The following is a 26,224-nucleotide window of genomic DNA, read 5'->3' as shown; positions in this document are numbered from 1 at the left end:
CAAATGCGCCATATGGTGTCAACTGAATTCAAGGGGAGACGCCCGGTAATGAAAACCCAAGTCAAAGCACTGGTTGTTGGCGGCGGTGCCGTCGGCACTTCGATTGCATATCACCTGGCCAAGGCCGGCTGGGACGATGTGATGCTAGTCGAACGGGATGAGCTGACGTCAGGGTCCACATGGCACGCAGCAGGGCTGTTGCCGCTGTTCAACATGTCCTATGCGACGACACACATCCACAAGTACTCGGTCGACTTCTACAAGCAACTTGAAGAAGAGACCGGTCTGAACGCGGGTTTTGCTGTCGTTGGCAACCTGCGTATGGCGCAGACGCAAGAGCGTATGGACGAATACATGCTTTATGCGTCCACTGCAGAAACCTGCGATGTGGCTTACGAATGGCTTTCCCCGGACCAGATCAAGGAACGCTGGCCGCTGATCGAAACCTCGGACCTGAAGGGCGCGATCTATCACACCGAGGATGGCTATATTAACCCCGCCGACGTGACACAGGCGATGGCCAAAGGTGCCCGTCAACGCGGTGTCGATATTGTGCGCAAGATGCAGGCTGACGCCTTCCACTGGAATGGCACCCACTGGGAAGTCACCTGCACCAAGATGGTCGAGAAGGGCGGCAACCTCATCCCGTCAGATGAGCAGGTTGTTATCACCGCCGAGCACGTCGTGACCGCATCGGGCAACCATGCGCAACGTACCGCCAAGATGCTGGGCATCAAAATGCCCGCGATCCCGGTTGAGCATACCTTCATCGTCATGGACAAAGACCCCGAGCTGGTCAAATGGCGTGAAGCGGGCAATCCGGAACACCCCGTTGTCCGGGATGCCGACAACGAATCCTACGCACGTGAGGAACGCGGCGGCTGGATTCTGGGCATCTACGAACACGGCGCACCTGCACAGTTTGAACACGGCGTGCCGGACAGCTTCCGTGCCGATCTGTTCCCGCTGGATCTGGACCGGATTGCGGATCAGTACATGGCGATGGCCGAGCGCGTTCCTTCGTGTGCCGAATCCGGCCTGAAGGACGACTTCAACGGCCCGATCTGCTACACACCCGACGGCAATCCGCTGGTTGGGCCCGCTCCGGGCTTGCGCAACATGTGGCTGGCCGAGGGGTTCTCGTTCGGTATCACCGCCGCAGGCGGCACCGGCTATTATCTGGCGCAGATGATGGTCGACGGCGAAGCCGAGATCGACATGGCTTCGCTGGACCCCAAACGTTACTCGTCGAACTGGATGACCACCGAGTTTGCGGCACGCAAGAATGAAGAGTGCTATGAGCACGTCTATATCCTGCACCACCCCGATGAAGAACGTGCTGCCTGCCGCCCGCTGCGGACTGTTCCGGCCTATGACCGTCAGAAAGCGCGTGGCGCACAGTTTGGCTGGGTTAACGGCTGGGAGCGCCCGAACTACTTTGGTCCGCTGGATGCACCCGAAAACTTCGACCATGATGCCCGCTCGTTCCGCCGCGGTGGCTGGTGGCAGCATGCCGTTGACGAAGCAAAGGCGATCCGCGAAGGCGTTGGCCTGATCGACGCATCGGCCTTCACAAAGCATGTCGTCAAAGGCCCCGGTGCGACCCAGTTCCTGGATTGGTTCACCTGCAACAAGCTGCCCAAGGTCGGTCGTATCAACCTGACCTACGCGCTGACCTCGCACGGTACCACCCGCACCGAATACACCATCGTCCGTAACGGCGAGAACAACTACTATATCGTCTCTGCCGGGGCATGGACTGAGTACGACGCCGATTACCTGCGCAAGGCGGCCGAGGACAAGATGGAGGAGTTCGGTTACATCGAGATCCAGGATGTGACCACTCAGTGGGGCGTTTTTGCCATCGCCGGACCCAAGTCGCGGGACGTTCTGAAAGAGGTCATCAAAGACGCCGATCCGGAAACCGCACTGTCCAACAAGCGCTTCCCATGGCTGTCGGCCCGTCAGATCGAACTGGGCATGTGCCCGGTCAACGCGATCCGCGTAGCCTATACCGGTGAGCTGGGTTGGGAACTTCACCACCCGATTGAGATGCAGAACTACCTGTTCGACCTGCTGGAAAAAGCCGGTGAGAAGCATGGCATGAAGCTGGTCGGCGCACGCGCCCAGAACTGGCTGCGTCAGGAGAAGTCCTATCGCGCCTTCGGCACCGAACTGGGCCGCGACGCGACTCCGCTGGAAGCCGACTTGCCGCGCTTTGTCGATCTGTCCAAGGACTTCTATGGCAAGGCCAAGCTGGAAGAGACTGGCGTGCGCGTGAAATGCTGCACCCTGCTGATTGACGGACCGGAGGATGCCGATCCTTGGGGCCGTGAAGTGCTGTATACGCCGGAAGGTGAACGCGTCGGTCGTCTGACCTCGGGCGGTTATTCGGTGGCGTTCGAGAAGTCCATCGGCATGGGCTATGTGAAGCCCGATCTGGCGGTGGAAGGCACCAAGCTGAAGGTCAAGCTTCAGGACAAATTGTGGGATGCGGTCGTCACCTGCGACAGCCCCTATGATCCGAAAAACGAAACCATCCGCAAGGACGGTTGATCAAGCAAAGGCCCCGGAGATTTCCGGGGCCTTTCTTCATACAGATAGCTCGTCAAAGCACTCCAACGCCTTGGCGGCATACATCATCGACGGTCCTCCGCCCATTTGAATAGCCATGGCCAGAACGTCTGACACTTCTTCGCGGCTTGCTCCGGCATTGATCAGTGCTTCGGTGTGAAGCGTTATGCAAGGCTCGCATCGGGCCGCGATGGACATCCCCAACGCGATGAATTCCTTTGTCTTGTAATCCAGCGCGCCGCCTTCCTTGACGGATTTACCCAGTGCGCCGAAGGCTCGGGCCGTGTTTGGAATCGCGGAGTTAAGGTTGCGCAGGTTGTTCCGCGTATCCGAGAGTTTGTTTTGCCAGTTCATCTGTCAGGGTCCTTTAAACATATTCAATTATGAATATGAGGCGAGCCTCTGATGGGCCTTGATCTCGATCAGGTCACAGGTTTTTCCGCAATGAACGCAAGGTTGTTTGCTGGCATCTCAACGACTTCAACCAAGCGCAGTTGATCTCGGCGCAAAAGATCCAGGATATCAGCATCATCTTTGTATCCGATCTCAGGGTCTTGCTGGTTCAGCGCTGTGTGAAAGTTCTGATCTCCGGTACTGGTCAACTCGCCCGCACGCATGAAGGGACCGTAAAGGACAAGGCAGCCGCCGGGGTTCAGTGCCAAAGCAGATTCCGCCACCAGAACTTCAACCTCAGACCAGCTTATCAGATGCAGCAGGTTGATCAGGACGATCAGGTCCTGAGTGTCGTGATGAGCATGCCAACCAGATTGGATTGCATTCAGTTTGATCGCCGGGGCTATGTTTTGGACGCCCTCTGCATAAGCGTTGATTGATGCGCGCCGTTCTGTGTCAATCTCGCTGGGTTGCCAATTCAGACTGGGCAGTCGATTTGCAAAAGCCACAACGTGCTGCCCTGTACCACTGGCTAGTTCCAGTGCGCGACCGGACATGGGGGCGAACCGCGCCAGCAGATCACACAGCGCGTTGGCATTCCTGCTGGCAGCCGGAGCGATCATCTTTTGCCCTTCGGATACCGTCGCGACGCTGGCATTTGCAGGGAGTTTGCGTTTCGTCATCCACGTAACCTTTCCGGCTTTAGGGCGGAAATGCTGGCCGCCTCCAATTCTGAATGGGATCCAGTCGCCAAATCTGCCACCAGTTGCGATGCGGCCGGTGCCGTTTGAAAGCCATACCCGCCTTGGGCGGCCGACCAAATAAACGTAGGCTCAGCAGGGTCGGGGCCTAAGACCAGCGTACCATCCGGCGCAAAGCTGCGCAGCCCGGCCCAGTTTGCCTCGACCCGGATGACGGGCTCGGTCACCTTCTCTTCGTACCGCGCCAGCCCTTCGGCCAACACCATATCGTCCGCATAGGCATCATGGGGAAAGGTCGGATCAGCCTCGCAAGGTGAGACAATCAGCTTTCCGGCATCCGGTTTTGCATACCAGCCTTCGCCAGCGCCCAACATCAAAGGCCAACCCGTCACGTCATGACCGGCGGGGGCGGGAATACGGGCCACTGATCTTCGGCGCGGTTCTATGCCGATCGGTGCAACGCCGGCCATCATGGCGATCTCATCCACCCACGCGCCTGCGGCATTTACAAGGGCTCTGGCCTCGAAAGTTTCTGCCGCCTCAACAAACCAGTGCCCGGATTTGGTGATGCTTTTGACCTTTTGGCGGGTCAGAACCAAGCCACCGTTGGCCCGGATCACACGTGCGAAATCTTGCATCATCCGGTCGGTATCAATGTCAAAGGCAACGCTGCTGGCGGCGGCAAATCCAACAGTCTGAGGGTTAAGTATCGGAACCCGCGAAATGGCCTCCTCAACCGAGATTTCTGACAGACGAAGGTCAGCCTGATCCTGAATAAACTCATCTCGTTGATCATGCCCGGCGATCAGCATCAACCCGCGTGGCGACAGATAGTCGTTCGATCTCAGATAGGCTTCGCTCGCTGCATTCAGTGTCTTCACGGAAGGCGGTCCATAGCCCTTTTCGAACAACGCCGCCGACCGGCCAGAGGTGTGATATCCCAGCGCGTCTTCGCCTTCGAGCACGACGACATGCCCCCGTTCGGACAGACGCGCGCCCGCGCTTAATCCGGCGATGCCGCCACCGATGACCAGGAAATCGATCATGTCAGAAACTCCGCCCTGGGATCACCCCAAAACGGGTGGATTTGAGATTTACTTTTGTTCATGCGCAAAGCTTCGCATGCGTAACACTATTGGAAAAGAGGCGTAATTTCCGCAATGTAAACTTGAACCAAAGAGACTGGCCTGTTTTTAGTGCGGTCAACATCGGAATCGGAGATAGACGTGACACCGGCAGAGATACATTCAATGGCCACGGGGCATATCCCCTCATACGTCACGCAGGCAGACGGCAGTGACTTTTTGCTGACCTTCATGTTTGTTTTTACCGTTTTGGTGATCGTTCTGATCGGGGTTGGCTACTTTACACTGCACTCCATCCCGGAAAAAATCGCGCATGAATCCAACCACCCGCAGTTTCAGCTTGTAGGGATACTGGCGCTGTTGGCACTGTTTACCCACAATGGTTTGTTCTGGGTGGCCGCCATTCTGGTGGCCGGGTTCCAGTTCCCGGATGTCGCCGCCCCCTTGCGCGCCATTGCTGACGCGATCCGATCCTTGGGCAATCAAGGTAACGACGTTCCCGCCCCCGCGGCCCCATCGCAACCTACCGCGCAGCAGGAGCAGTAAGAGATGCTTGAAACACTGATGTGCGCGCTGGTCACCGTGTTGCCTGATTACCTGTTTCGTCGTTACGTACAGGGCAAACGCATAGGCCATGAAATCACATTGTTCACCATGTGGTATGAACTGCGCTGGGGCCTGACCACCTGTGCCATTCTTGCGCTGACGGTGATAACCACGCTGTTCTATTTCCACCCCGCAAGTAAAACAGCGGCGTCCTATTTCCGCACGGTTACGATCCTTCCACAGCTCGGCGGTCGCGTGTCCGAGGTCTATGTCACTAATAACCAGCAGGTCACTGCCGGTCAGCCGATTTTCCGGATCGAAGATTTCACTCAAACCGCACAGGTTGAGGCCGCGCATGCGCAGATCGCGCAGGTTCAGGCATCACTGAAAGTGGCAGAAACCGATCTCGCCGAGGCCGACGCAGGCATAGCAGGCGCACGTGCTGCATTGGATCAGTCACTTGAAGATCTTGAGCGTAACACGACATTGCGGGACGAAGGCTCCAGCGCTGTGCGATTGGCCGAGATCGACCGGTTGGAAAACCTTGTTGCCGAGCGTGAGGCGCAGCTGACCGCATCGCAATCCCGCCGTGCCGCCGTGGTGCAGCAGATCGAGGAACTGATCCCCGCCCAACTGGCCAGCGCCAACGCCCAGTTGGACGCCGCGCTGACCGAGCTGGACAAAACAGTGGTAAGCGCAGGTGTGACCGGTCGGGTTGAACAATTCGGTCTTCAGGTGGGCGACTATGTCAGCCCCTTGCTGCGTCCAGCGGGCATTCTGGTTCCGTCAAGTTCAGGCCATAACCGGTTCCAGGCCGCCTTCAACCAGATGGCCGCTCAGGTTATCAAACCGGGCATGATTGGAGAGCTGGGCTGCATGACCAAGCCGTTCACCGTGATCCCGATGGTTGTGGTTGAGGTGCAGGATGTCATCCCGTCCGGCCAGATACGTCCATCAGATGAGCTGCGCGATGTACAGGCCAACAAGGTGCCCGGCTCAATTTTGGTCTATATGGAACCATTGTACAAAGGTATGGCGGACGATATTCCTCCGGGCAGCAATTGCCTGGCGAATGTCTACACCGACAACCACGAACGGCTGGAACATGAAGACCTGGGATTCTGGCACGCCGCTGCCTTGCATGTGATTGACACGATCGGTGTTGTCCACGCGGCGGGCTTGCGCCTGCGTCTGATCCTGATGCCGGTGAATACGCTGGTGCTGACCGGACATTGAATTTGACACAATGAATTTGTTGCCGCTTCGGGGGGTCGATCGCCTTTTGAGTTGACGCTGGGGCAAAAGGGGATCGAAACGCCCGTAGGCTTGATTGCCCGCGAACGCAGGCTTTCGAGGTGCCGGGAAAGAATGCCTCAGAACCGTCGTTCGCGGCGTTTGCAGCAATGCGCAGAACCCGTACTTTGAAAAGTTCAAAGGACGGTCCAAACCCGCCATCCAACGACCAACTTCGACTCGGCGGTGCGGTCCTTCAGGCCGGGCTTTCGCTGCAATCATAAAATCGGATGCCCGGCAATCTAAAAGTCTGCAGAGACTGTGTCCTTCATGGAATCTGAACTCCAAAACAGTGATACAAGCGATCACTTGATATTCTGGTTAGCACCGCCGTTGGGACATTTAGCCTGAGGCTTCGTGCTGGGCAAATGCATCCGAAAATTCAGGATGCCAGCGGGACAGGGCCGGGCGATTGTTTGTGATGTCTCCCAAGGCCCACTCTATGCGTTTGATGTCGCGCTCCGCAGAGACATCGTTATCCGGACAAAGGATGTAAAAATCTCCGGCAGACATGCGCTGCACAAGATATTCGACCGCCTGTTCGCTGGTCCAGGCGCTATCAGGCTTCTCGGGCATGAACCGTTGTATCATACCGGTATAGGTGAATCCCGGCACGAAGAGATGCGCAGAGATGGGTGCATCTGCTTCACGCAGGTCATGGGTCAGCATCTCTGTCATCACCTTAACCGCAGCTTTGCTGACATTGTATGCCGGGTTACCGGGTGGTGTGGTGATCCCCTGCTTTGAGCCGGTGTTGATGACGACAGCAGGGTGGTTTGCCGCTATCATCCGCGGCAGGAAGGCATGGGTGCCGTTCATGACGCCAAAAAGGTTCACCTCCAGCAGTTTGCGCCAGTTTTCCGAATTTTCCCAACTGCCGGTGGGAATTGCGATCCCGGCATTGTTCATCAGGACCGCAACCTCACCAAGCGCAAATACCTGATCTGCCAAATCGCGCACGGCGGTGGCGTCGCTAACATCAGTTGGTATCGCCGTCACGCTGACAGATGCACGTGATATCGCATTCAGGTCCGCAGCAGCGGTTTCCAGCGCCTCGCCGGGTAGATCAACGAGCACAACGCCCAAACCATCTTCCATAAACTTCTGTGCTGCTGCCTTTCCGACACCGCTTGCGGCACCGGTAACAACGGCCAAACCACCTTGTTCAATTGCTCTTCTATACATCATCTGAGCCTCCTGTTGTGCTTGGCGCGGTTACGGTGCCATCAAGTCCTTAATGCCGTCTATGAACATCGTATCGTCCTGGGCCTTTCGTCTATCGAGAAGCATTTCAGCATCCGGGCCAGCTCGGAAACGCAGGCGATTTCCCGTTTCATTGGCTGCTTTCCAAATCACGTCGGCCACGGCTTCGGGTGCGGACGGCTTTGACGCCAGTTTACCAAACAGGCGATCCATGGCTTCGGCCGTCGGCGTATAGTCCTTAAGGCTGTCGTCCATAGCAAAATCAAACGAACTGCCTCCGAAGTTTGTATTGATCATGCCCGGTTCGACAATACGAACACAGATGCCGAGCGGCTCAAGCTCGTAGTGAAGCGCTTCGGACAAGCCTTCGACGGCGAACTTTGTGCCATGATAAAGTGTGCCAAGCGGGAACGCGATCTGCCCCCCGATGGATGAGATATTGATAATAGTGCCTGCGCGGATTGCGCGCATATGAGGCAAAACGGCTTTTGTGACTTCCAAAAGGCCGATTACATTGGTGTCGAACTGCCGCCGGATGCGATCCATCGGGAACGCCTCAAGCGGGCCGTAGGCACCGTAGCCCGCGTTGTTGAGAAGGACATCGATCTTACCGAAACGGTCAATGCTTTCTGCAACAGATGCAGCAATTGACCCCGCATCTGTCACGTCGAGGCGTGTCAGGTGAACATTGTCGAGCTTGCCAAGTTCGGCGCTGCCAGAAGGATCGCGCATTGTGGCGACAACATTCCAACCGTTTGCCTGAAATTGCCTGGCTGTTGCCGCCCCGATGCCAGACGAGGCACCGGTGATCAGAATTGTATTCATGTCATAGCCCTTTTCGACCTGATCGAAACACAATACTTAAAAAGAACGCGTTAATCTTTCTGAATTGTCCATATTTCTTGCACGATCCTCCAGAATTTTTGGTTTTTAGATATAACTGAATATCCGACTGTGGTATCCGTCGCCACATGGCACAGGCAACGAACATGACCAGTCAGACGTTATTGTCACATGTGGGCTCAATCCTGGACGCTGCTGGCGTGAAGCGGGGCGCAATTCACGATGAGCACACCAACACACACTTGTTGCGGCATGAAGTGACAACCAATCTGGATGCAACAGTCTATCGCCCGCTTTTTTGCCTGATCCTGCAAGGCGCGAAGGAAGTTGGAACCAGTGCTAAATTGCTTAAAGTGCGCGCCGGTCAGTCCCTGATCGTGAGCCATGCCTTGCCGGTTGTTTCCCGGATTACGGAGGCATCGCCTGATCGGCCTTATATCGCGCTGGTCTTCCCGCTAGACCTTGATCTGCTGCGGTCTTTGGCACCCGCCGTGATGCCAACCTTTGATAAAGCTGCATCAGACCCGTTTTCCATTTTCCGACGCGACATGGATGAAGGCTTGGAAGATGCGCTGTTGCGATACTTTGTGCAGTGCAAAGCAAAGAACACGCGTCATTTGTTGGCCCCGATCACGGCCCGCGAGATCCATGCCCGACTATTAATCGGACGTCACGCTGATGTCCTTCTAAGGCTTCTTTGGCACGACAGCGCAGCCAGTCGTATTAACGAGGCGACCCGTGAAATTCAAAGCAACTTGTCGGAGACAATTGTAGTCGGCGATCTGGCACAGCGTATCGGCATGAGTAGCTCAGCTTTTTTCGAACAGTTCAAGGCAATAACCGGGACGTCACCTTTGCAATACCAGAAAGACTTGCGTTTGCTTCGGGCGCGGGATGCGCTTCGGACGACAAAGGCGAAAGTATCAGAGATTGCATTGCGGGTTGGGTATGAAAGTTCGGCGCAGTTTTCCCGGGAATACTCTCGCAAATTCGGCAAATCGCCGCGACAGGACCGCAACATAGCACCTGTCGAGTAAACGCAAAATATTGCAGACCCGGCCCCACGCTGACATCCGGCAGCCAACCGAAGCGCAGAGGGCGCAACCCGCTTTTTGGACATTCGCATCTGGTACAAAATCGCGGCGTCAGCGAATTCACGATTTACGGCCGAAGCGGTCAATGGTTGACACAATTCTGGCGGAAAGATTTGTACAAACTCAAAGCAGTTTGAGACAGGCTGCGAGATTGAGGGAAGCCGTAATGCACAGGTTAGTGTTTGTGTTCGTAATGATGGTTTGCGCTTCATCATCTTCGACGCAATCAGTGGTAGGGTCTTTCGAAAAAGAGGGAGTGAGTATCTCTCTTCTATTCGATGGTCGCTGAGGCGTCGTTGATGAGGGTGAAATTGAATGCGGAGACATGCCACACCTTTACGTTTGCATTGAGCAAGCAACGAACTTCTCGGAAGTAGAAAAACTTGCGCCAATAGACGTTGACCTAAGAGGACATGCATTTGCAGATGCGGGTGTCTTTGCCGGACGAACTTGGGGAGCAAGCTCGGGCAACCATATTGAAATTGCAAGAAGGTTTGCCGGGGAATTGTCTTCAGGATACAAAGTTCCAACTGACCACGTTAGACTACTTTCCACTGAAACTGGCACCGTTGGAAACTCTCCTTTTTTTCGTTTCGAATTTCTCAGCGATTTGGAAAATGGCCCGCTTTGGTCAACCATAACGCGGATCAAAAATGGAAGACGAACCGTGGACATTGGTACCCATGTTTTCGGTGAGATTTGGACAATAAGCCCTGAGATGCTCGCCGTTCGTAAGGATTTTCACAAACGTCTGATAAAGAACTTACCACAAGGTTGGGTGAATGAGTGAAGCGCTATCAAAACGTAAACTATGTCCCGAAATCATTGATATGAGGTGACAGATCTGCGGGTTTAGAATTGGCAGCACTGGGCTCGTTGCTGCCAATCGGTGGTGCAGCGATAGCTCTCTATTTTTAGGTATCATGCCGTTGTTCCCGGCCCCATCCTGCCGTTCTTGCCTTGTGCAACATGTTCGGAACAGGAATGCCCAACTCGCGAAAATCAAATTATCCTGACCGCAGCCGTAGATCTCTGCCCGATCTAGAACGGCCCCGAAAGCCTAAGAAAAATCTTATCTTCATCCGTTTGGCTTCCAACCGGCTCGTTTCATAGCGTCGCCAAGTTCTTCACCGTATTTTGGATTTTCGAACAATCTTTGAAACAATAGATCCACGCGACTGTCGGGCCACTCACGTGAGAGTTTTTCCGAAAGGGATTTAGCTTTGCTTTCGTTCCCCAACATCTGATGTGCCGCCATCAGGTAAGCAACAGAAACCGGGCCGACAGGTCCGCCTTTTTCAGTCACCTGTTCAAAGGCAGAAACTGCGCCTTCGAAATCCTTCAGATGGAATTTTGCAGACCCCATGGCGTTTTGAAACACATAACCCCGGTCCAGAACGACTTGCGACAGCGTCTCTTCACTGATTTCTACAACTTGTTCGAACGAACCCGAATAGAGCAGGATCAACGACACGAATTCTAACACATGTACGTCGTTTGGTGCCAACCGCCGTGCTCTGTGGGAAAACTCCACAGCTTCTGGCCAGTTTCCTTTGGTAAACTCAACCCAGGCCTTTGCGGATTGGCTCCACCCCGATTCAGGTGCCAGTTCAATCGCTCTGCTGGCCTGCGTGTCAGCATAACTCAACATGTCACGGGACAGATCGGTATCTGAAGTTAACAAGGAAATAGTTGATGCAACCTGGGCGGCCCCTGCATGACCTCCAAAATAGCTGTTGTCGCTTTCGATTGCTGCTTTGAATATGGTCAGGGCCGCATTCAGCCTCGCGAGTTCCAGCGCCGGAAAGATCAGATCGCGACCCGAATTGGCCAGATTTACAGCCTGGAGCCGCATCGGCGAAGCATCGAAAATGGCACCGCGCTCATCGCGGCTCAGGCCGTCGATTGGCAAACTGGCCGGAACCTTTTCCTTCGTCGACACCAAGGCGAATACGGTCGCAAAGCAGACAAGTACGAAAATCCCCGCAATCCCGATGAAAAGGCGAGGCCAAGTACGCGACTTTTTTTGGCGTTCACGTAACTCGGTCTGAGACCTCTCGAGCGGCCTGATCGATATCTGCGGTGCATACCCGCCCTTCGGCAAATCGAAAACGGTGCCCTCGTCACGGCCATCTTCGGCATAATATTCGGCCAGCTTGCGACGCAGGCGACCAGCGTCCACCCGCACCACGTTTTCGCGACGCGCCATCTCGGCCACTGTCCCACCATAGACATCCATGGCGATGGTCTTGGCGCGAATTTCATCGGCCCGGCCGTCGAGCGATTCTTCGACCACATACACAAGAAAGTCCTGCAATCGCTGTGAACCCGCGAAAGTCGAGGATCTGACAAGCCGCTGGAGTGCGGCCCTCACATCCTCAGTTTCAGGCGCAGCACCCTCATTCAGAGGAGGTGACTTATCTCTGAATACTTCCATATTTTCAGCGAGTTACATCCATGATTACACCGTATTATGCCCCGATATACCTATTGTTAAAAGTGAATTCGTCCAACGCTCCGGTATATCTTCTGATCCATCGAACGAGACATCGAAATTGAAAGGCCTCGAACTTGATACCCTGTTTCCCGACCACCAGGCCGCAATTGCGGACTTACGGCGCGCGGACACGGTGTTCGATGAGATCTGCCGGGACTACCAGCTTCTCAGCGACGAGTATCTCTCCATGAATGCTGAGCCGGGAAGCCAATCGCACCAGATTGAATGCGACATCCGCGAGACCCTGGATGGCCTTAGGGACGAAATCGCCCAGTCGCTGCGGCGCGCAGGAAAGATGTAATTCGAAAATGGGGAAGGGATACTGATGAGATCAATATGGAAACATGCCTCGGCCATGGTGCTGATGGCTGGCGCGAGCTTTGCTCAGGATGCGCCCATCATTCATGACGGAGAGTTCCAGTTTCTCCGCGCACAATTTGGCGAACAATGGGACGCCCAGGATACGGAAATCGACGCAAAGCTTTCCGAGATCCGTGGCGCCAATGGCGGCAAGCCACCCAATATTCTCTACATTCTGATCGACGATGTCAGTTTTGGTCAGATGGGCAATCGGACGATGAACTATGTCACCGGTTTCGATACGCCCAACATCAACGATTTTGCCACCGAAGGCATGTCCTTGATGAGGATGTATACCGAGCCATCCTGCACACCAACACGAACAGCGATGTTAACCGGTCGTCACCCGGCGCGCGCGGGTGTGGAAGAGGTCAAGGTTGCACTGGTCGGTGAAGGTCTTGCGGCTGAAGAAGTCACGATTGCCGAAATCCTGAAGGAAGAAGGGTACAACACCGCCCATGTCGGGAAATGGCATCAGGGCGATATTGAACAATCCTACCCGCACAATCAGGGATTTGACTGGGCGGCCTTTCCCTTGCACCAGCAAGTTCAACTGAGTTTGATGATACGGGACGCAATGGTCGCCAACAACATGCTTGGCTACCATGCGTCGGGGCAGTCCAACCAGTTTCAATTGGACCAGCGGTTCAAACCCTACGGTCTGGTAACTGGCGTTGAAGGTGAAGCTGGTGGTCTTGCCCGCGAAGTCGATATGGCACCGGGCGAGGAATGGACGCAGGCGAAATACGAGGAAATGAACCTGCGCTATCAGCGTCAGGCATTGGAGCAGCTGGAGAAGCTGGCGTCTCAGGACGACCCGTTTTTCATGCAGTACTGGCCGCTCTACCCGCTGAACTTTGCCTACCCTGATGAGGCCGTTTCCCGCAATGGCGGCTTCCATGCCGACAAGTTGCAGATCCTGGACGGTTGGATCGGCGAGGTGCTGGCCAAGCTCGATGAAACCGGCAAGGCAGACAATACCATCGTCATGATCATGGCTGACAATGGCTTGATGTATCACTACGAGGGGACATCTGGCCTGAACCAGCTGATTTATCGCGGCGGCAAAACCCAGCACCTGGAAGGCGGCGTGCGTACCGATGCCTTCATCCGGTGGCCTGGCGCAATCGAACCCGGCAGCGCGGCGGGTGACATCGTGCATGTCTCAGACCTGTTCACCACTTTTGCCCGGATCGCAGGGGCAACCGACCGCATTCCGCGCGACCGTGTAATTGACGGGATCGACCAGACCGCGCTGCTGCTTGAAGGCGAAGGCAACTCGCGCCGCGACTACGTGTATGTGTACGAAGGACCGGTCTTGCGCTCGGTGGTCAAACAGGAATTCAAGATGCATCTGCCTGCTCCCGGCCAGCCGGGCGCAGCAGCTCCTGTGTTCAATGTCTACCGGGATCCACGCGAGGAACATCCCCTTATCGGGTACTCTCTATGGTCTGGGGCGTCTTTTCAGGACATGGTCAAGCGCCATCAGAAAACCATTGCCAAACACCCGCATCTGCCGCTTGGAAAGGGCGTTCCCTATGAAGGAATCGAGAACCTTCGCCCTGAAAGTGAACTAACCAGGGAAGTCTTTTCCAGCTGGCAATAACGAACTTGGGGCGGTGGTGGCAAAGCCACCGTCTCATCAATCGCACGAGAACTCTTAAGGCACATGATGGCCAGCCATTTTTTCATTCATTCTATCCTGACGTCCGCGTTGCTGATGGCGGGTAGCGCTGCCGGAGCAGAGGAAAACGCGTCAAACCCATTGGCTGCAGTCAATAACACGGACATTCGCTATCAATATTTTGATCTGGAAGGCGGGGCAGACCGTCAGGATGCGTTCATCGACGGCGCATATATGCTGCGCCCCGACCTGAAGCTGAAATACGAGCTGCACTACAACTCTACGAATGCGACCGGGGACAGGTTCAACGGGTTTGAAAAGACCAGTTTCAAGCTGATCTACTTCCCTTCACAGAAACCGCTGAATGACACCTGGGCCGTCAAATCCGCACTTGGGCTGGAGTGGATCCTTGATTTTGGCGACCCCGATGAAGGTATCGGCACTGGATCTGATCAGATCGCCCCGTTTGGCGGTTTCGCCTTTGCAAACAATAACACCGGATTGACGCTGATCCCTCTGGTCCAGCATTTCGCGTCGTACAAGGGACCGACCGATGTCAGCCAAACTGCAATGCGCCTGATTGCGCTTCAACCGTTTGGCGATGGGTATTGGGCCAAAGCAGATATCAAAGCGCCCTATGATTGGGAAAACGACACCTGGCCCGCGACCGCTGAGCTTCAGATTGGCAAAAATCTTGGCCCCGGAATTGCCCTTTATGCAGATGTGCTGATCGGGATCGGCGCTGATCGCCCTTACGACCAGGGCGCCGGAATTGGTCTCAGATTCAACTACTAAGTTTCATGAACCCCAAGGACAAACCTATGTCTCACCTCTCACCACTCGGCGCAATGACGCTTGCGACAGGCCTTCTAACTCTACCGACACTTGCCTGTGCTCAATCTCTGCCTGTGCTGGATCAGGACGAAACTGGCTGGCGTCGTGGTGCCGTGTTCTATCTGTTCACACCCTTAAGAACCACAGGGACATCGACTGTGGCTGGACAATCCGCTGACCTGGACCTGAATCTCGGTGACGTGCTGGACGTGCTCGATTTTGCAGCGGCCGGTCGGTATGAGGCATGGAATGGGGATTTGGGAATAATCGTCGACGCGAACTATGTTGGCATCGAACAGGATACCTCGCTGCCTGGCCCAATGGGGGCCGATCTCAATGTCGATGTGCGTCAAAAATGGTTTGGTATTCTAGGAGCTTACCGCATTGTAGATTCTGTATACGTTGCCGATGGTCTGCGCTATACGATCGATCTCCAAGGTGGCGTTAGATACAACTCCATTCGTCAGGAAATCGACGTAACCACACCGGGTCCGGGAAATCCGCCCGTTTTGGGTGGTGATCAGAATTGGATCGAGCCCGTAATCGGCGCGCGCGGTATGTGGCGTCAGAATGAGCAATGGACCGGGATTGCTTCTTTGGAGCTTGGCGGTTTCGGCGCCAGTGGGAATGACCTTTAGATCGGTGTGAATATCGGATTCGATTACCAACCCTGGGAGAAAACGGCACTCACATTTGGATACCGCTATTTCAGTGTCGACTACAGCGACACGCTAAGTTCCGGTGAATTCGCATATGACGTCGACCAACATGGCCCATACTTTGGCATTATATACTTCTTCTAGGTGTATGGGTGCTGCTCGTCAGCCCACCAAAGGTAGGTTGGCTGTTCGGTGATCACGACTAAAAAACATTATCCAGCCAGAACATTGGCCAAGCGTTCAACCAACGCTCGTTGTACAACTGCAAACCTCGGCGTGTTTGCTATCTCGTCCAACGTCGCGACCCAGAGCGGAACCTCGAATTCGGGGATCACGTCATGCGACCTGTGAAGTCGAGGATCCGCGTCGCCAAAAAATGAAGGCAAGATCGTTTTGCCGACTCCCGAAGCGGCCATCTGCTGTAGCACCAAAAAGCTATCTGCACCGTTGGTCATTTCGTCGGCACCGACATTCTCCTCCAGCCATTTGGCAGGAAGTGAACGGCCTAACGACCCATCAAGCCTCATCCATTTGCGATTGGGAGAGCCGTCGTCAAAGACTCCGAACGACAGTGTTCCTGCATGCTGCCCAATTAACCCTTCACCCAGCTTTACCGATGGGCGCACTGCGATGTCTGCGCTCAACCGGGATAAATCATGGTGACTATTTCCGCTTAGCAAAGTCAGTTTCAGGCCGGGGTAAAGCCGTGAGATCTCGTTTAGTATTGTTGGGAGAACAATCTGACAAAGACTATCTGTGGAAGTAATGCGAACGTGGCCCACAGGGGATCGATTTGCGCCCACAATAGCCCGCTCCACCGAAAGTACCGCGTCTTCGACACTTTCCATAGCCGATAAGATAGTACCGGCTTCAGGGAGAACGGAATATCCTGATGGGCCCTTCTGAAAAACCATGCAGCCATTTTGCTCTTCGAATGCAGCAACTCTGCGAAGGACCGTGGCATGCGTGACACCCAATGCCGCGGCAGCTGCATTCAATGAACCGTGTTTACTAACGGCAAGCGCGTAGCGAATGTTATCCCAATTCTCGTTGTTCATAATTTAACAAGTGACGACGAATAACAAACAATTACAATAAATTTCGTTCAAGCTAACATTCGGCTTATTGAACAGGGAGACACATCATGATGAAGAAGTTCTCAATCTTCGCGGCAGGTCTATTGTCAGTTGCCGCTATTGGCGCAGCCATCGCCCATGAAAGCGAAAACCCGGCTGTGAAAGCTCGGACCTCAATCATGCAGCTCTATGCATTCAATCTTGGTACGCTTGGCGGCATGGCCAAAGGAGAGACAGAATACGATGCGGAGGCGGCAACACGGGCCGCGAATAACCTGGTCGTTCTGACGCAGATTGATCAATCTGCAATGTGGCCGGCTGGATCAGATAACGTATCTGACCCTTCCACACGTGCTCTGCCCGCAATCTGGGAAAACTTCCCGGACGTAGCTGCTAAGGGGCAGGCCATGGCTGACGCCGCTGTTGCGATGCAGGCTGCGGCAGGGCAAGATGTTGATGCCCTGAAGGGGGCAATGGGTAATCTGGGTGGAGCTTGCTCGGCATGTCACAAAGCTTACAGAGCACCGAAAGACTGACTGGTATATAGCTGTGCGGCGGCTTTTCCTCTTCGCTGCTGTCTCTGCATTTTTGGTCGGATTGGCTGGGTTGGTTCTGACCCGGCCAAAAAGCGTCGACCAGGCTATTCTGCATGGGGTCTTTTCTGATCTTTCGAGAGGCGAGATCGTTTTCTATGCAGCTGGATGTGCCTCTTGCCACTCTGCACCGGACGCCGTTGGGGAGGAAAAGCTTATTCTCGCTGGCGGTCGTCGGTTCGAGACGGATTTTGGCACCTTCATTGCCCCAAATATATCCAGTGATCCGGCAGCCGGTATTGGTTCGTGGTCCACGTTGGAATTGGCCAATGCCCTGATCCATGGAACCGGACCCAAAGGGCAACACTATTACCCGGCGTTTCCATATACGACCTACGCCAACATGACCGCAGAGGATATTGTATCGCTCCATGCATTCCTCGGCACGCTTCCTGCGGCCGCGACCGAAAGTAAAGCGCATGAGGTTGGTTTCCCCTTTAGCGTTAGGCGGGGTTTGGGAGGGTGGAAGCTGTTGTTCATGGCGCCAGGTTGGGTGGTAGAAGGCGATTTGACCGACCAACAAATCCGAGGCCGATATTTGGTGGAAGCGCTTGGGCACTGTGCTGAATGCCATACGCCACGAAACGGTTTGGGTGGTTTGAAACGGGATCTTTGGCTGACAGGTGCGCCAAATCCCAATGGCAAAGGGCGCATACCAGGCCTGACATCTGACCAGCTTGATTGGTCCGAGGCTGACATTGCAGAGTATTTGAAATCTGGCTTCACTCCGGATTATGACAGCGCTGGCGGCGAGATGGTTGAGGTGATCGAGAATACATCTCAGCTCACAGATGACGACCGTTTGGCAATTGCGGCCTATCTCAAAGTCGTTCCCGGACAATCGACTGAGCTTCTATCAGAGTAACAGCCGTTTGATGGGTGTCGCCAAGTTGCTGAATGATCGTCGTGCATGCCGCTATGTCGCTGGATCATGTGGCCATTACCGCGGAAAAGCGTTTTTGCATTCTAAAGACTTCAAAGAGCACATTGTCTTCGGATTGAATTTCAACGCTTTCAAGCGTGTCAAACCCGCAGGAAAGATAGAGAAGCCTGCCAATCGGCGTTGCGAGCAGTTCGAGTTCAAAATGACCCGAGAGCCGGGCAGAAACTTCGCAAACAGCCAGTATTGTACGGCCCAAGCCCAGCCGCGCGTATTCAGGGTCAATGTACATGGCGCGAATTCGCGCGGGTCCCGATGGATCGGGGCAGGTGGTTTGGTCAGTCGGCTGATGAATCATAGCCATGCGTCTGCTCCATCCACCAGATGCTCGGACAACGCCGTCCAGCTCAGCCACAAAATATGTACCGTCGGTTATCAGCCAAGGGTCGAAGGGCGTAAAAGCGAAGCAACTTGCTCGCTGCTCAGCGCTTAGAAACGGTCCCAAGAGATCGTGTGTGGCGGAAGTTGCGAGTTTGTCGAGTGCTGGCAAATCTGCCTCGGTCGCCGGGCGTATTGTGGGCACAACCAAACCAACTCGCAAGTCACCTGAACTAGCGTATTGCAACGGTTTTGATTCCATCTGCTGCAAAGACAACTTCTCGATAAGTTCCGGTTGCGTCACCATCTGGCGTAAACTCCACGGAACTCGCGCCGACGTAGTTAATTTCGCCGCCTTCTGACAAAATCTTCAAACCCGTCGCGATTTCGCTATGACCGATTTCTACACCTGGTGCATTTGCAACGCGCATCAAAGCACTTGAAAGAGAGGTATCTTCGGAATGATGCGCCGCCTGAAAGGCAAAGGCCAAGAGGGCAGCCGCATCGTAGGCCTCGGCGCGGTACGGTGCTTGCCCTGGAATCCCGTTTTCCAAAAGCATGGCATCAAATGCAACGGCATCTTCGCCTTCAGCTCCGGGCAGAGTCCCGATTGAGCCGACCAAGGCATCGCCGAAGGTGTCTATCAGTGAGGCCGCCACCATTCCATCAGGAAAGACGAATTGGTTAAATGCACCCAAATCAAGTGCTGAGCGCACGATTGCCTGTCCGCCCTGATCCGCATAACCCGCCACAAGCAGAACTTCGGCTCCGCTCGCAGCAAGTGTTGCAACTTCGGCCGAATAGTCTCCGGTTCCATCAACATGAGGTACCTCCACCAGTACTTCGCCGCCTTTCTTGGTAAAGGCCTTGAAAAACGAAACCGCCAGACCCTTGCCATAGTCGTTCGCAGTATAGGTTACCGCGATCGATCGAATCCCTTTGGCAATCAGAACATCGGCAAGTACTTCCCCCTGACGCGTGTCAGATGGTGCTGTGCGGAAAAATAACCCATTATCTCTGAGCGTTGTGAGGTTAGGTGACGTGGCTGTGGGCGAGATCGATAGGATGCCATTCGGAACAATGACGCCACTGGCTACAGCAGCCGCGACCCCTGAACAATCAGCGCCGATCAGAGCGTCAATTCGGTCTGCAGTTACCAGCCGCTCGGCTGCGGCAACCGCGCGAGATGCATCCACACAGGTGCTGTCCGCGCGAATGGTTTCAATTTGACGTCCGTCCAGAAACAGCCCTGTCTTGTTGGCTTTTTCCAACGCCAGTTCAGCGGATGCAGCGATTTCCGGTGCCATGGAATCGATTGGCCCGGTGAAACCAAACAGCAACCCAATCCGAACAGGTTTCTCCGATGCGGCAGCCGTGCTTACACAGAATGCAAGCAACGCAGTCGTTGAAGTCAATCTGAACATTGTGTGTCTCCGTATTCTAAATATGCGTGATTGAGACTCGCGGATAGGTAGTCTGGTGCGGTTCCAGACGCGGGGGGTACAATCCCAGATGCCCGCGAAGAGCCGGGTCGATGTCCGGGCGCGACAGGCCGACATCAGACAACAAATAATCAGGCAACGCTCGTAGATGTCGGGCGTCTTTGTACCGTCGGCGGCTCATAGCTAACCAATTCGTCAGGCACCACATTCGGCTTCTTTGGGGGTTTTGCATCGAGTTGAGCATTGCGAACTCCGCAGTTGGCGATGCCCAAGAATGTAAATTGCCCGCCTTCAAGTTATTCGCAAAGAGTGCGGTCAATTTGCGCGTGTTTCGCATTCTTTCAGCAATTGTGCGAAGATTTCGCATTCTATGAGATTATGTTGATCCCGGGAGGGAACGATGGAAGATCTCGACTCATTTGATCGTCGGTTGCTGGAGCAACTGCAAATAGACAGCCGCCAAACCGGTCGTGAGCTGTCCGAGAAAGTCGGGTTGTCGGCTGCGGCCTGTCTGCGGCGCGCCCAGCGGCTGCGAAAAATTGGTGCGATTGAGCGCGAGGTGGCGGTCGTTTCCGCCCGGTTCCAAGGTGCGTCTACGCGCGTAATCGTTCTATTGCACATAGCGCGCGACAATCCCCAGCGCATCGATATCTTGAAGCAAAAGCTTCGTCGCCTGACAGAGGTCGAACGACTGTTTTATGTCACAGGCGACGCCGATCTGGCGCTCATCGTCAACTGCGCCTCTATGGAAGATTATGCCGCTTTCACCGAGCAACACCTGTTTGATCCACCGATGACCGGTTTTGAAAGTTTGGTTGTTCTGAGGGAATACCCGAAAGAGTTGGACGAAAGCACAACCGACGTCAGACCATAGTGGCTCTGAGGTCAGTCCATCCACCTAAGAATGTACGAGCGCGTGCTCATCACATTGCCAGGCAAGTTGTTGTCAGAGTGACGGCAGTGAAGGCCAGTCCGCAAAATCGAAATTTCAAACGTCGAGGCGATTCAAGCAAGCTTCCAACCACAGGCTAGGCAGGTTCCCAAAGCTCTATTGGATTTCCTTCTGGATCGTTGAGCTACGCGAACTTGCCATTCGGATAAGGAGAATCCGGATCTCGGCGGACTTCAACACCCTTGGACTCGAGCTGTGCGATCATTTTCTCGATGTCGCGAACACGAAAATTCAGCATGAATGCCTTTTCTTGATTCCCGAAATATTCTGTCACCTTTTCGAACGGGGCGAATACGGTCTCACCTGCTTCCTGCGTCCAACACGGCGTTTCATAGTCATTGGGCACAAGATCAATCCCCAAGTTATCGCGATACCATACCGCTAAAGCGGCAGGATCTTCTGCCCTAAAGAAAAACCCTCCAAATCCCAGCACTTTTTCCATTGTCTAATTCAAACCCGATTATGCTGTAGCAGAAGGCTACTACAATCCGTGGTGTTTAATAGGTTGCGGCCCATAAGAGACATTCTACACCCGAGCGGGTTACTGGAATCCAGCGTTGCAAACCGGCGTTTGCTGCCCGTGCATACTTACTCTAAGCAAAACATACCTTATCCGGGAAAGACCGGTATTGGTCACGACAGCGGCGGTTCCAACATTTTGGCTGCAGACAAGCTGTCAGGCGGTACAAAAATCTCGCAGAATCGAATTAAAGAGCCCCGGCTTCTCTAAATGCGTCGCGTGAGCACATCCAGGTATCACGGCGAGGTTGGCGTCAGGAATTGATTGCCACAATTGTTCGGTTTGGCTCCATGGATAGGTCCGATCCCGGTCACCCCAAATCACCAACGTACGGGTCATGATATCCGCCAAATGTTTGGCGCCGCTCCAACCCTCCATCGCGTCGAGCCCAGTTAGCATAGTTTGCAGGCTGCATTGTTCTGCAATCATAGCACAGTCCTCATAGGCCGCAGCTTTCCCCCGATCAAGAAACCAGGTTGCCGCAATGCGTCTGGCCGTAGCTCTTGGTCCTTCTATATTCGCCCTGTGCTTCGAAGTGCCGATTGTCTCAAACCGGCCGGGTAGAATGCCTATTGTTCCGGTGCCGTAAAGCACCAACCGGTCGATACGTCCGGGCGCACGGGCAACCATTTCCTGAACAATCATCCCGCCCATTGAATGGCCGATCAGGATAAACCGCTCAATTCCCCGCGCGCTTAATTCGCTCAGCGCCCACTCGGCGAAGCCAGCAATACTGGTGGGGGCATTGAGATGCGCATTCTCTCCAAATCCCGGTAAGTCCAGGGCCACGACGTTGAAACCGACCAGGGCTTCGACTTGCCCTAACCATTGTCGACTGCCGCCCAAAAATCCATGGACGAATACGACAGGTGTCATTTGCGCCCACCCTGTACAATGCGATCAAGGATCATGGCGCAGAAAAGGATTGCAAACCCGGCGAGGATACCCTGACCCACATTGGCATATTGCAACGCTTCCAGCACATCCTCACCAAGCCCCTTGGCGCCAATCAGCGAGGCCACGACGACCATCGCCAGCGACAACATAATCGTCTGGTTGATCCCCGCGCGGATCGATGGGCTTGCTAATGGAAGATCTACCTTGGTGAGCAAGTACCACTTATTGGCACCGAAACTAATAGCTGCTTCGCGCACGCTTTCTGGCACACCACGCAGACCAAGAACGGTCAATCGTACGACCGGTGTGCCGCCAAATATCATCGTGACCACAACCGCCGCTGGCTTTCCAACGCCGAAGAACGCAATCACAGGCACCATGAACACGAAGGCTGGCATGGTTTGCATGAAATCCATGATCGGCTGGATAAACGCATAGAACCGTGGGCGACGGGCAGCAAACATGCCGAGCGGAATTCCGATAACAATCGACAGGCACGCCGCTGTCCCCAACAAGGCCAGCGTGGTCATGGCACCTTCCCAGAACCCCAAGAGGCCCATATAGGCCAGAAATGCGCCCGAATAGATGGCCGTGCTGATGCCCGCTGTCAGCCAGGTCAGCAGAATTATCAAGCTCGCAATCACGATCCATGGCGTCTGAACCAGTATGACCTCTAGCGCATCCAACAGAGTGCGAATGCCGAATGTCAACCCATCAAAAAACGCCTCGCTGTTGCGTACGCACCAGGCGATGAAATCTTCTACCCAAGTGATACTGGTCAGGCGGATGTTTGGGTCTGTCGGAAAATGGCTAAGCAGTGAAAAGCGCCCAGGGAAGCTGTAATGCAACATTGCCGCAGCGACGATCAACGCCATGAAGATTGCGCTGAACACGATCTGCGACACCGGCATGGCCGAGCGTATCGAACGGTCTGATAACCATTCCGAGAAACGCGCCTCAAGCGCCCAGTTCGCCACCTGTGACTGTATGAATTTGACGATGATCAGGATGACCAGACCGGTCAGAACGATGTAAGGACCTTCAGCGGCCATCGCGTCGGCTTCGGCGCGGATACCCCCTATGTTTTCCTCAAGCGAGTCCACCGTTCGCTGATAGACATCGATCTTGTCCGAGTTGTTTTCGATAGCCGCCGCCAATTGCTGACGGCGCAGTTCAAGGGTCCCTTCTATCGATGCGATGCGCTCCATTGCCTCGGCGGCCAGATCGCCAAACAATCCTCGCGCTATCTGCACAAGGGCTATTGTTTCGAGGATCAGAAATGGTAACGCCCATGACCACAGACCCCGCGCGCCGAACCAGACCGGACCAAACAATCCGGCCATCAGATTGAAAGTTGGCGTAAAGCGGGACGACGCACCAATCTTGTCGAAATTGCGGATGTAGTAGTCAGGGCTGGTGCGCACAAAGGTGCGAATGTTTTCACGCCGCTCTTCGGCATAGGCAAGAGCCGCTTCGCTTTCGGTATCTTCCAGCGGGTTCAACTCAGAAATGCTCATGACACTTCGGTCCCTTCGATCACGGTGCGCAACAGATCGGCACGGGTTATGACGCCAACATCCACGCCGCCGTCCTCCACAAGGATTGCGCTGCTGTTGTCGATTGCCAGATTTATCAGCGTGCTCAGATTTTCGCCTTCATTCACGCGCGGGGCATCCGCCGATAGCGGCCCATGGGCCGCAATATGTTCTGGAATTGGCCGCATGACCGCATGGGCGCGCACCACTTTGAGGCGTGAAATACCCGCAACGAAATCAGCCACATAGTCATCAGCGGGGTTCATGACGATGTCTTCGGCTGTTCCGATCTGAACCACCTTTCCATCGCGCATGATCGCGATCCGATTTCCGATGCGGACCGCCTCATCCAGGTCGTGTGTGATGAAGATCGTGGTCTTTTTCAGAATCTTGCTCAGCCGGATAAATTCATCCTGCAATTGCCGCCGGATCAGCGGATCAAGGGCCGAAAACGGTTCATCCATCAAAAGCACGTCGGGGTTGGCGGCCAAGGCGCGGGCCAGGCCCACACGTTGTTGCATGCCACCGGACAGCTCGTGTGCGAATTTCGCCCCCCAGGCACCAAGTTCGACTATATCCAGTATAGCCGCGGCCTGACGCATCCGCTCATTCTTGCTGACCTGGCGGATTTCCAACGGCATCGCGACGTTGTCCAGCACCGATCGGTGCGGCAGGAGCGCGAAGTTCTGAAACACCATACCGATCTTGTTGTTGCGAAACTGCTGAAGCTCTTTTGGCCCCAGCGCCATCACATCGGTGCCTTCAATCTCGATCTTGCCGTCAGTGGGTTCAAGCAACCTGTTAAAATGACGAACCAGAGTGGATTTACCACTGCCCGACAGGCCCATAATGCAGAAAATCTCGCCCCGATTGACCGATAGGCTGACATCAGCAACACCGACTACACAATTGTATTCCGCCAGCACCTGGGCCTTGGTCAGCCCGCGATCCCGGATCGCTTGCAACGCCACTTCGGGCCTGCCTCCGAAAATCTTCCAAACATTCGAAATTTCGATAACGGTGTCGTCGCTCATATGCCCTCCAGAGATCCGCAATTGGGTGACGCCAACAGATGCCGCCACCCTGTTTCTGGAAGTGGGATCAGAGGCCCAACCAAGCGTCCACGCGATCCGGGTTCGCTTCGACCCATTCGCGGGCAACGTCTGCCGGATCACGGCCTTTACCGCTGATCTCATAGGCGAAGCCACTGACATCATCCGCTGTCAGCGCGAAGTTCGCGAAGAAATCTGCAATTGCAGGAGAACGTTCTGGCAAGGTATTGGACCATGCAATCTGGACGTTCTTCAGGGCGTCTTTGGTGGCAACACTGGATTTATTGTACCAATCCGGATCGTCCGATGGCTGAACCATCACATATTTTGCCGGGTCGAAAGTCGGCTCGCTCAGCATTTGAACGTCGAACATGTACCAGACCGCATGCGGCTTGTAACAATAGAAGGCATAACCTTCACCTTTGGCGATGCTGTCCTTGATACGCGCGGTCTTCACACTTTCTTCAGCTCGCACGGGCTCAATGAAGTCCAGTAGCCCATAGTCCCGCGTTTTGACCTCGTTCACATTGGCCGAGGCCCAGCCCGGGGCTCCAATCCACATCTCACCCTTACCGTTGCCGTCGCTATCCATCAGGGCGGCGACGTCAGGGCGGCCCAGATCAGCTATGTCGGTGATACTGTTGGCCTCACCAAAGTCTTTGCTAACGCAAAAGCCCTGATTGCCTTCATAGGGGTTCGAGGACAATGTTACCGTACCAGCCTCGTCGACATACTTCTTGGTAAAGCTTTCCTGATTGGGCAGCCACACATCAGGATGCACGTCTATGTCGCCTTTGCCCTGATCCATGGCCTGAAAGATGGTGGCATTGTTTCCGGGCACATATTCAACCGTCCCTCCGATGCGCGTTTCGACAACTGCACCCAGAAGATGAGCAATTGCCTGCGCCCCGGTCCATGACGGCACACCGATTTTTACCTCTTCAGCAGCGAAAGCGGGTATTGCATAGATACCCACCGCCGCTGCCATGCCAAATGCCTTCAGCTTCCTTCTCATAATATTCTCCTCTGTTGATTTGCGCCGTATTTTGGCGTCGTGTTTTTTAGTCTGTTTCTTTCCTATCGCTCGGCGGTGTCGTACCAAGTCGTCTCGGGCTGCGACTTCGGACGGAAGGGTAAAAGGGGGACAAACCGCCAGGCCCTAGCCTAAAGTCTAGAGCATGAGGTTTTCTGAG

The 26,224-nt window shown here is 54.7% G+C and carries 26 protein-coding genes; 12 read left to right on the top strand and 14 right to left on the bottom strand.

Annotated features, from left to right (window positions below):
- Nucleotides 1-48: 48 nt before the first annotated feature.
- Nucleotides 49-2,556, top strand: coding sequence for a GcvT family protein (locus AC2FIS_RS06190; protein WP_496772388.1), 2,508 nt, complete (start codon nucleotides 49-51; stop codon nucleotides 2,554-2,556).
- A gap of 36 nt (nucleotides 2,557-2,592) precedes the next feature.
- On the opposite strand, the gene AC2FIS_RS06185 is transcribed toward AC2FIS_RS06190, so the two are convergent.
- The 3 genes from AC2FIS_RS06185 to AC2FIS_RS06175 form a co-directional block, all read right to left on the bottom strand.
- Nucleotides 2,593-2,928, bottom strand: coding sequence for a carboxymuconolactone decarboxylase family protein (locus AC2FIS_RS06185; protein ID WP_496772387.1), 336 nt, complete (start codon nucleotides 2,926-2,928; stop codon nucleotides 2,593-2,595).
- Between the two features lie 68 nt (nucleotides 2,929-2,996).
- On the bottom strand, nucleotides 2,997-3,650 hold the full coding sequence (locus AC2FIS_RS06180) for a DUF938 domain-containing protein (RefSeq protein ID WP_496772386.1): 654 nt from the start codon (nucleotides 3,648-3,650) through the stop codon (nucleotides 2,997-2,999).
- A complete protein-coding gene (locus AC2FIS_RS06175) occupies nucleotides 3,647-4,714 on the bottom strand; it encodes an NAD(P)/FAD-dependent oxidoreductase (protein WP_496772385.1) in 1,068 nt (355 codons plus the stop codon). The genes AC2FIS_RS06180 and AC2FIS_RS06175 overlap by 4 nt, the downstream gene beginning before the upstream one ends.
- Nucleotides 4,715-4,894: 180 nt before the next feature.
- On the opposite strand from AC2FIS_RS06175, the gene AC2FIS_RS06170 reads away from it, so the two are divergent.
- Nucleotides 4,895-5,299: a hypothetical protein gene (locus AC2FIS_RS06170; RefSeq protein WP_496772384.1), complete on the top strand. Its 405-nt coding sequence runs from the start codon at nucleotides 4,895-4,897 to the stop codon at nucleotides 5,297-5,299.
- 3 nt (nucleotides 5,300-5,302) lie between these two features.
- Nucleotides 5,303-6,535, top strand: coding sequence for an HlyD family secretion protein (locus AC2FIS_RS06165; RefSeq protein WP_496772383.1), 1,233 nt, complete (start codon nucleotides 5,303-5,305; stop codon nucleotides 6,533-6,535).
- A gap of 399 nt (nucleotides 6,536-6,934) precedes the next feature.
- Here AC2FIS_RS06165 and AC2FIS_RS06160 read toward each other — a convergent pair whose 3' ends face one another.
- The gene (locus AC2FIS_RS06160; RefSeq protein WP_496772382.1) at nucleotides 6,935-7,780 is read right to left on the bottom strand and encodes an SDR family NAD(P)-dependent oxidoreductase; all 846 of its coding nucleotides are present in this window, start codon (nucleotides 7,778-7,780) and stop codon (nucleotides 6,935-6,937) included.
- A 27-nt stretch (nucleotides 7,781-7,807) separates the two neighbouring features.
- The gene (locus AC2FIS_RS06155; protein WP_496772381.1) at nucleotides 7,808-8,620 is read right to left on the bottom strand and encodes an SDR family oxidoreductase; all 813 of its coding nucleotides are present in this window, start codon (nucleotides 8,618-8,620) and stop codon (nucleotides 7,808-7,810) included.
- Between the two features lie 164 nt (nucleotides 8,621-8,784).
- Between AC2FIS_RS06155 and AC2FIS_RS06150 the strand changes: the two genes are divergently transcribed.
- Complete coding sequence (locus AC2FIS_RS06150) at nucleotides 8,785-9,675, top strand: AraC family transcriptional regulator (RefSeq protein WP_496772380.1); 891 nt, start codon at nucleotides 8,785-8,787, stop codon at nucleotides 9,673-9,675.
- 382 nt (nucleotides 9,676-10,057) lie between these two features.
- Entirely contained in the window at nucleotides 10,058-10,522 is a 465-nt protein-coding gene (locus tag AC2FIS_RS06145; protein ID WP_496772379.1) for a hypothetical protein, read from the top strand.
- A gap of 288 nt (nucleotides 10,523-10,810) precedes the next feature.
- On the opposite strand, the gene AC2FIS_RS06140 is transcribed toward AC2FIS_RS06145, so the two are convergent.
- A complete protein-coding gene (locus tag AC2FIS_RS06140; RefSeq protein ID WP_496772378.1) occupies nucleotides 10,811-12,049 on the bottom strand; it encodes a tetratricopeptide repeat protein in 1,239 nt (412 codons plus the stop codon).
- Between the two features lie 238 nt (nucleotides 12,050-12,287).
- On the opposite strand from AC2FIS_RS06140, the gene AC2FIS_RS06135 reads away from it, so the two are divergent.
- From AC2FIS_RS06135 to AC2FIS_RS06120, 4 genes are all read left to right on the top strand, one after another.
- On the top strand, nucleotides 12,288-12,530 hold the full coding sequence (locus AC2FIS_RS06135) for a hypothetical protein (protein ID WP_496725411.1): 243 nt from the start codon (nucleotides 12,288-12,290) through the stop codon (nucleotides 12,528-12,530).
- A 24-nt stretch (nucleotides 12,531-12,554) separates the two neighbouring features.
- A complete protein-coding gene (locus AC2FIS_RS06130) occupies nucleotides 12,555-14,195 on the top strand; it encodes a sulfatase-like hydrolase/transferase (protein ID WP_496725413.1) in 1,641 nt (546 codons plus the stop codon).
- 114 nt (nucleotides 14,196-14,309) lie between these two features.
- Entirely contained in the window at nucleotides 14,310-15,008 is a 699-nt protein-coding gene (locus AC2FIS_RS06125; protein WP_496772377.1) for a hypothetical protein, read from the top strand.
- Nucleotides 15,009-15,034: 26 nt separating this feature from the next.
- The gene (locus AC2FIS_RS06120) at nucleotides 15,035-15,685 is read left to right on the top strand and encodes a hypothetical protein (protein WP_496772376.1); all 651 of its coding nucleotides are present in this window, start codon (nucleotides 15,035-15,037) and stop codon (nucleotides 15,683-15,685) included.
- Between the two features lie 233 nt (nucleotides 15,686-15,918).
- On the opposite strand, the gene AC2FIS_RS06115 is transcribed toward AC2FIS_RS06120, so the two are convergent.
- Entirely contained in the window at nucleotides 15,919-16,764 is an 846-nt protein-coding gene (locus tag AC2FIS_RS06115) for a LysR family transcriptional regulator (RefSeq protein ID WP_496772375.1), read from the bottom strand.
- A gap of 86 nt (nucleotides 16,765-16,850) precedes the next feature.
- On the opposite strand from AC2FIS_RS06115, the gene AC2FIS_RS06110 reads away from it, so the two are divergent.
- Both AC2FIS_RS06110 and AC2FIS_RS06105 read left to right on the top strand, forming a co-directional pair.
- The gene (locus AC2FIS_RS06110) at nucleotides 16,851-17,318 is read left to right on the top strand and encodes a c-type cytochrome (RefSeq protein WP_496772374.1); all 468 of its coding nucleotides are present in this window, start codon (nucleotides 16,851-16,853) and stop codon (nucleotides 17,316-17,318) included.
- 13 nt (nucleotides 17,319-17,331) lie between these two features.
- Complete coding sequence (locus tag AC2FIS_RS06105) at nucleotides 17,332-18,240, top strand: c-type cytochrome (RefSeq protein ID WP_496772373.1); 909 nt, start codon at nucleotides 17,332-17,334, stop codon at nucleotides 18,238-18,240.
- Between the two features lie 64 nt (nucleotides 18,241-18,304).
- Here AC2FIS_RS06105 and AC2FIS_RS06100 read toward each other — a convergent pair whose 3' ends face one another.
- The gene (locus AC2FIS_RS06100; protein ID WP_496772371.1) at nucleotides 18,305-18,940 is read right to left on the bottom strand and encodes a GNAT family N-acetyltransferase; all 636 of its coding nucleotides are present in this window, start codon (nucleotides 18,938-18,940) and stop codon (nucleotides 18,305-18,307) included.
- Nucleotides 18,867-20,057 carry an ABC transporter substrate-binding protein gene (locus AC2FIS_RS06095; protein WP_496772370.1) on the bottom strand — a complete coding sequence of 397 codons (1,191 nt, stop codon included), beginning with the start codon at nucleotides 20,055-20,057 and terminating at the stop codon, nucleotides 18,867-18,869. Before AC2FIS_RS06095 ends, AC2FIS_RS06100 begins: the two co-directional genes overlap by 74 nt.
- A 418-nt stretch (nucleotides 20,058-20,475) precedes the next feature.
- Here AC2FIS_RS06095 and AC2FIS_RS06090 point away from each other — a divergent pair, with 418 nt between their 5' ends.
- Nucleotides 20,476-20,949 carry an Lrp/AsnC family transcriptional regulator gene (locus AC2FIS_RS06090; RefSeq protein ID WP_496772369.1) on the top strand — a complete coding sequence of 158 codons (474 nt, stop codon included), beginning with the start codon at nucleotides 20,476-20,478 and terminating at the stop codon, nucleotides 20,947-20,949.
- Nucleotides 20,950-21,151: 202 nt separating this feature from the next.
- On the opposite strand, the gene AC2FIS_RS06085 is transcribed toward AC2FIS_RS06090, so the two are convergent.
- The 5 genes from AC2FIS_RS06085 to AC2FIS_RS06065 form a co-directional block, all read right to left on the bottom strand.
- Nucleotides 21,152-21,469, bottom strand: coding sequence for a VOC family protein (locus tag AC2FIS_RS06085; protein ID WP_496772367.1), 318 nt, complete (start codon nucleotides 21,467-21,469; stop codon nucleotides 21,152-21,154).
- 234 nt (nucleotides 21,470-21,703) lie between these two features.
- Nucleotides 21,704-22,423, bottom strand: a complete 720-nt coding sequence (locus tag AC2FIS_RS06080) for an alpha/beta fold hydrolase (protein ID WP_496772366.1) — start codon at nucleotides 22,421-22,423, stop codon at nucleotides 21,704-21,706.
- Nucleotides 22,420-23,961 (bottom strand): ABC transporter permease subunit, encoded by a 1,542-nt coding sequence (locus tag AC2FIS_RS06075; protein ID WP_496772364.1) that lies wholly within the window; start codon nucleotides 23,959-23,961, stop codon nucleotides 22,420-22,422. The genes AC2FIS_RS06080 and AC2FIS_RS06075 overlap by 4 nt, the downstream gene beginning before the upstream one ends.
- Nucleotides 23,958-25,013 (bottom strand): quaternary amine ABC transporter ATP-binding protein, encoded by a 1,056-nt coding sequence (locus AC2FIS_RS06070; protein ID WP_496772362.1) that lies wholly within the window; start codon nucleotides 25,011-25,013, stop codon nucleotides 23,958-23,960. Before AC2FIS_RS06070 ends, AC2FIS_RS06075 begins: the two co-directional genes overlap by 4 nt.
- A 67-nt stretch (nucleotides 25,014-25,080) precedes the next feature.
- The gene (locus AC2FIS_RS06065) at nucleotides 25,081-26,046 is read right to left on the bottom strand and encodes an ABC transporter substrate-binding protein (protein WP_496725358.1); all 966 of its coding nucleotides are present in this window, start codon (nucleotides 26,044-26,046) and stop codon (nucleotides 25,081-25,083) included.
- Between the last annotated feature and the right edge of the window lie 178 nt (nucleotides 26,047-26,224).

Source organism: Ruegeria sp. CDSB113 (assembly GCF_059611045.1).
This window is presented reverse-complemented; position numbering and strand designations above follow the sequence as displayed.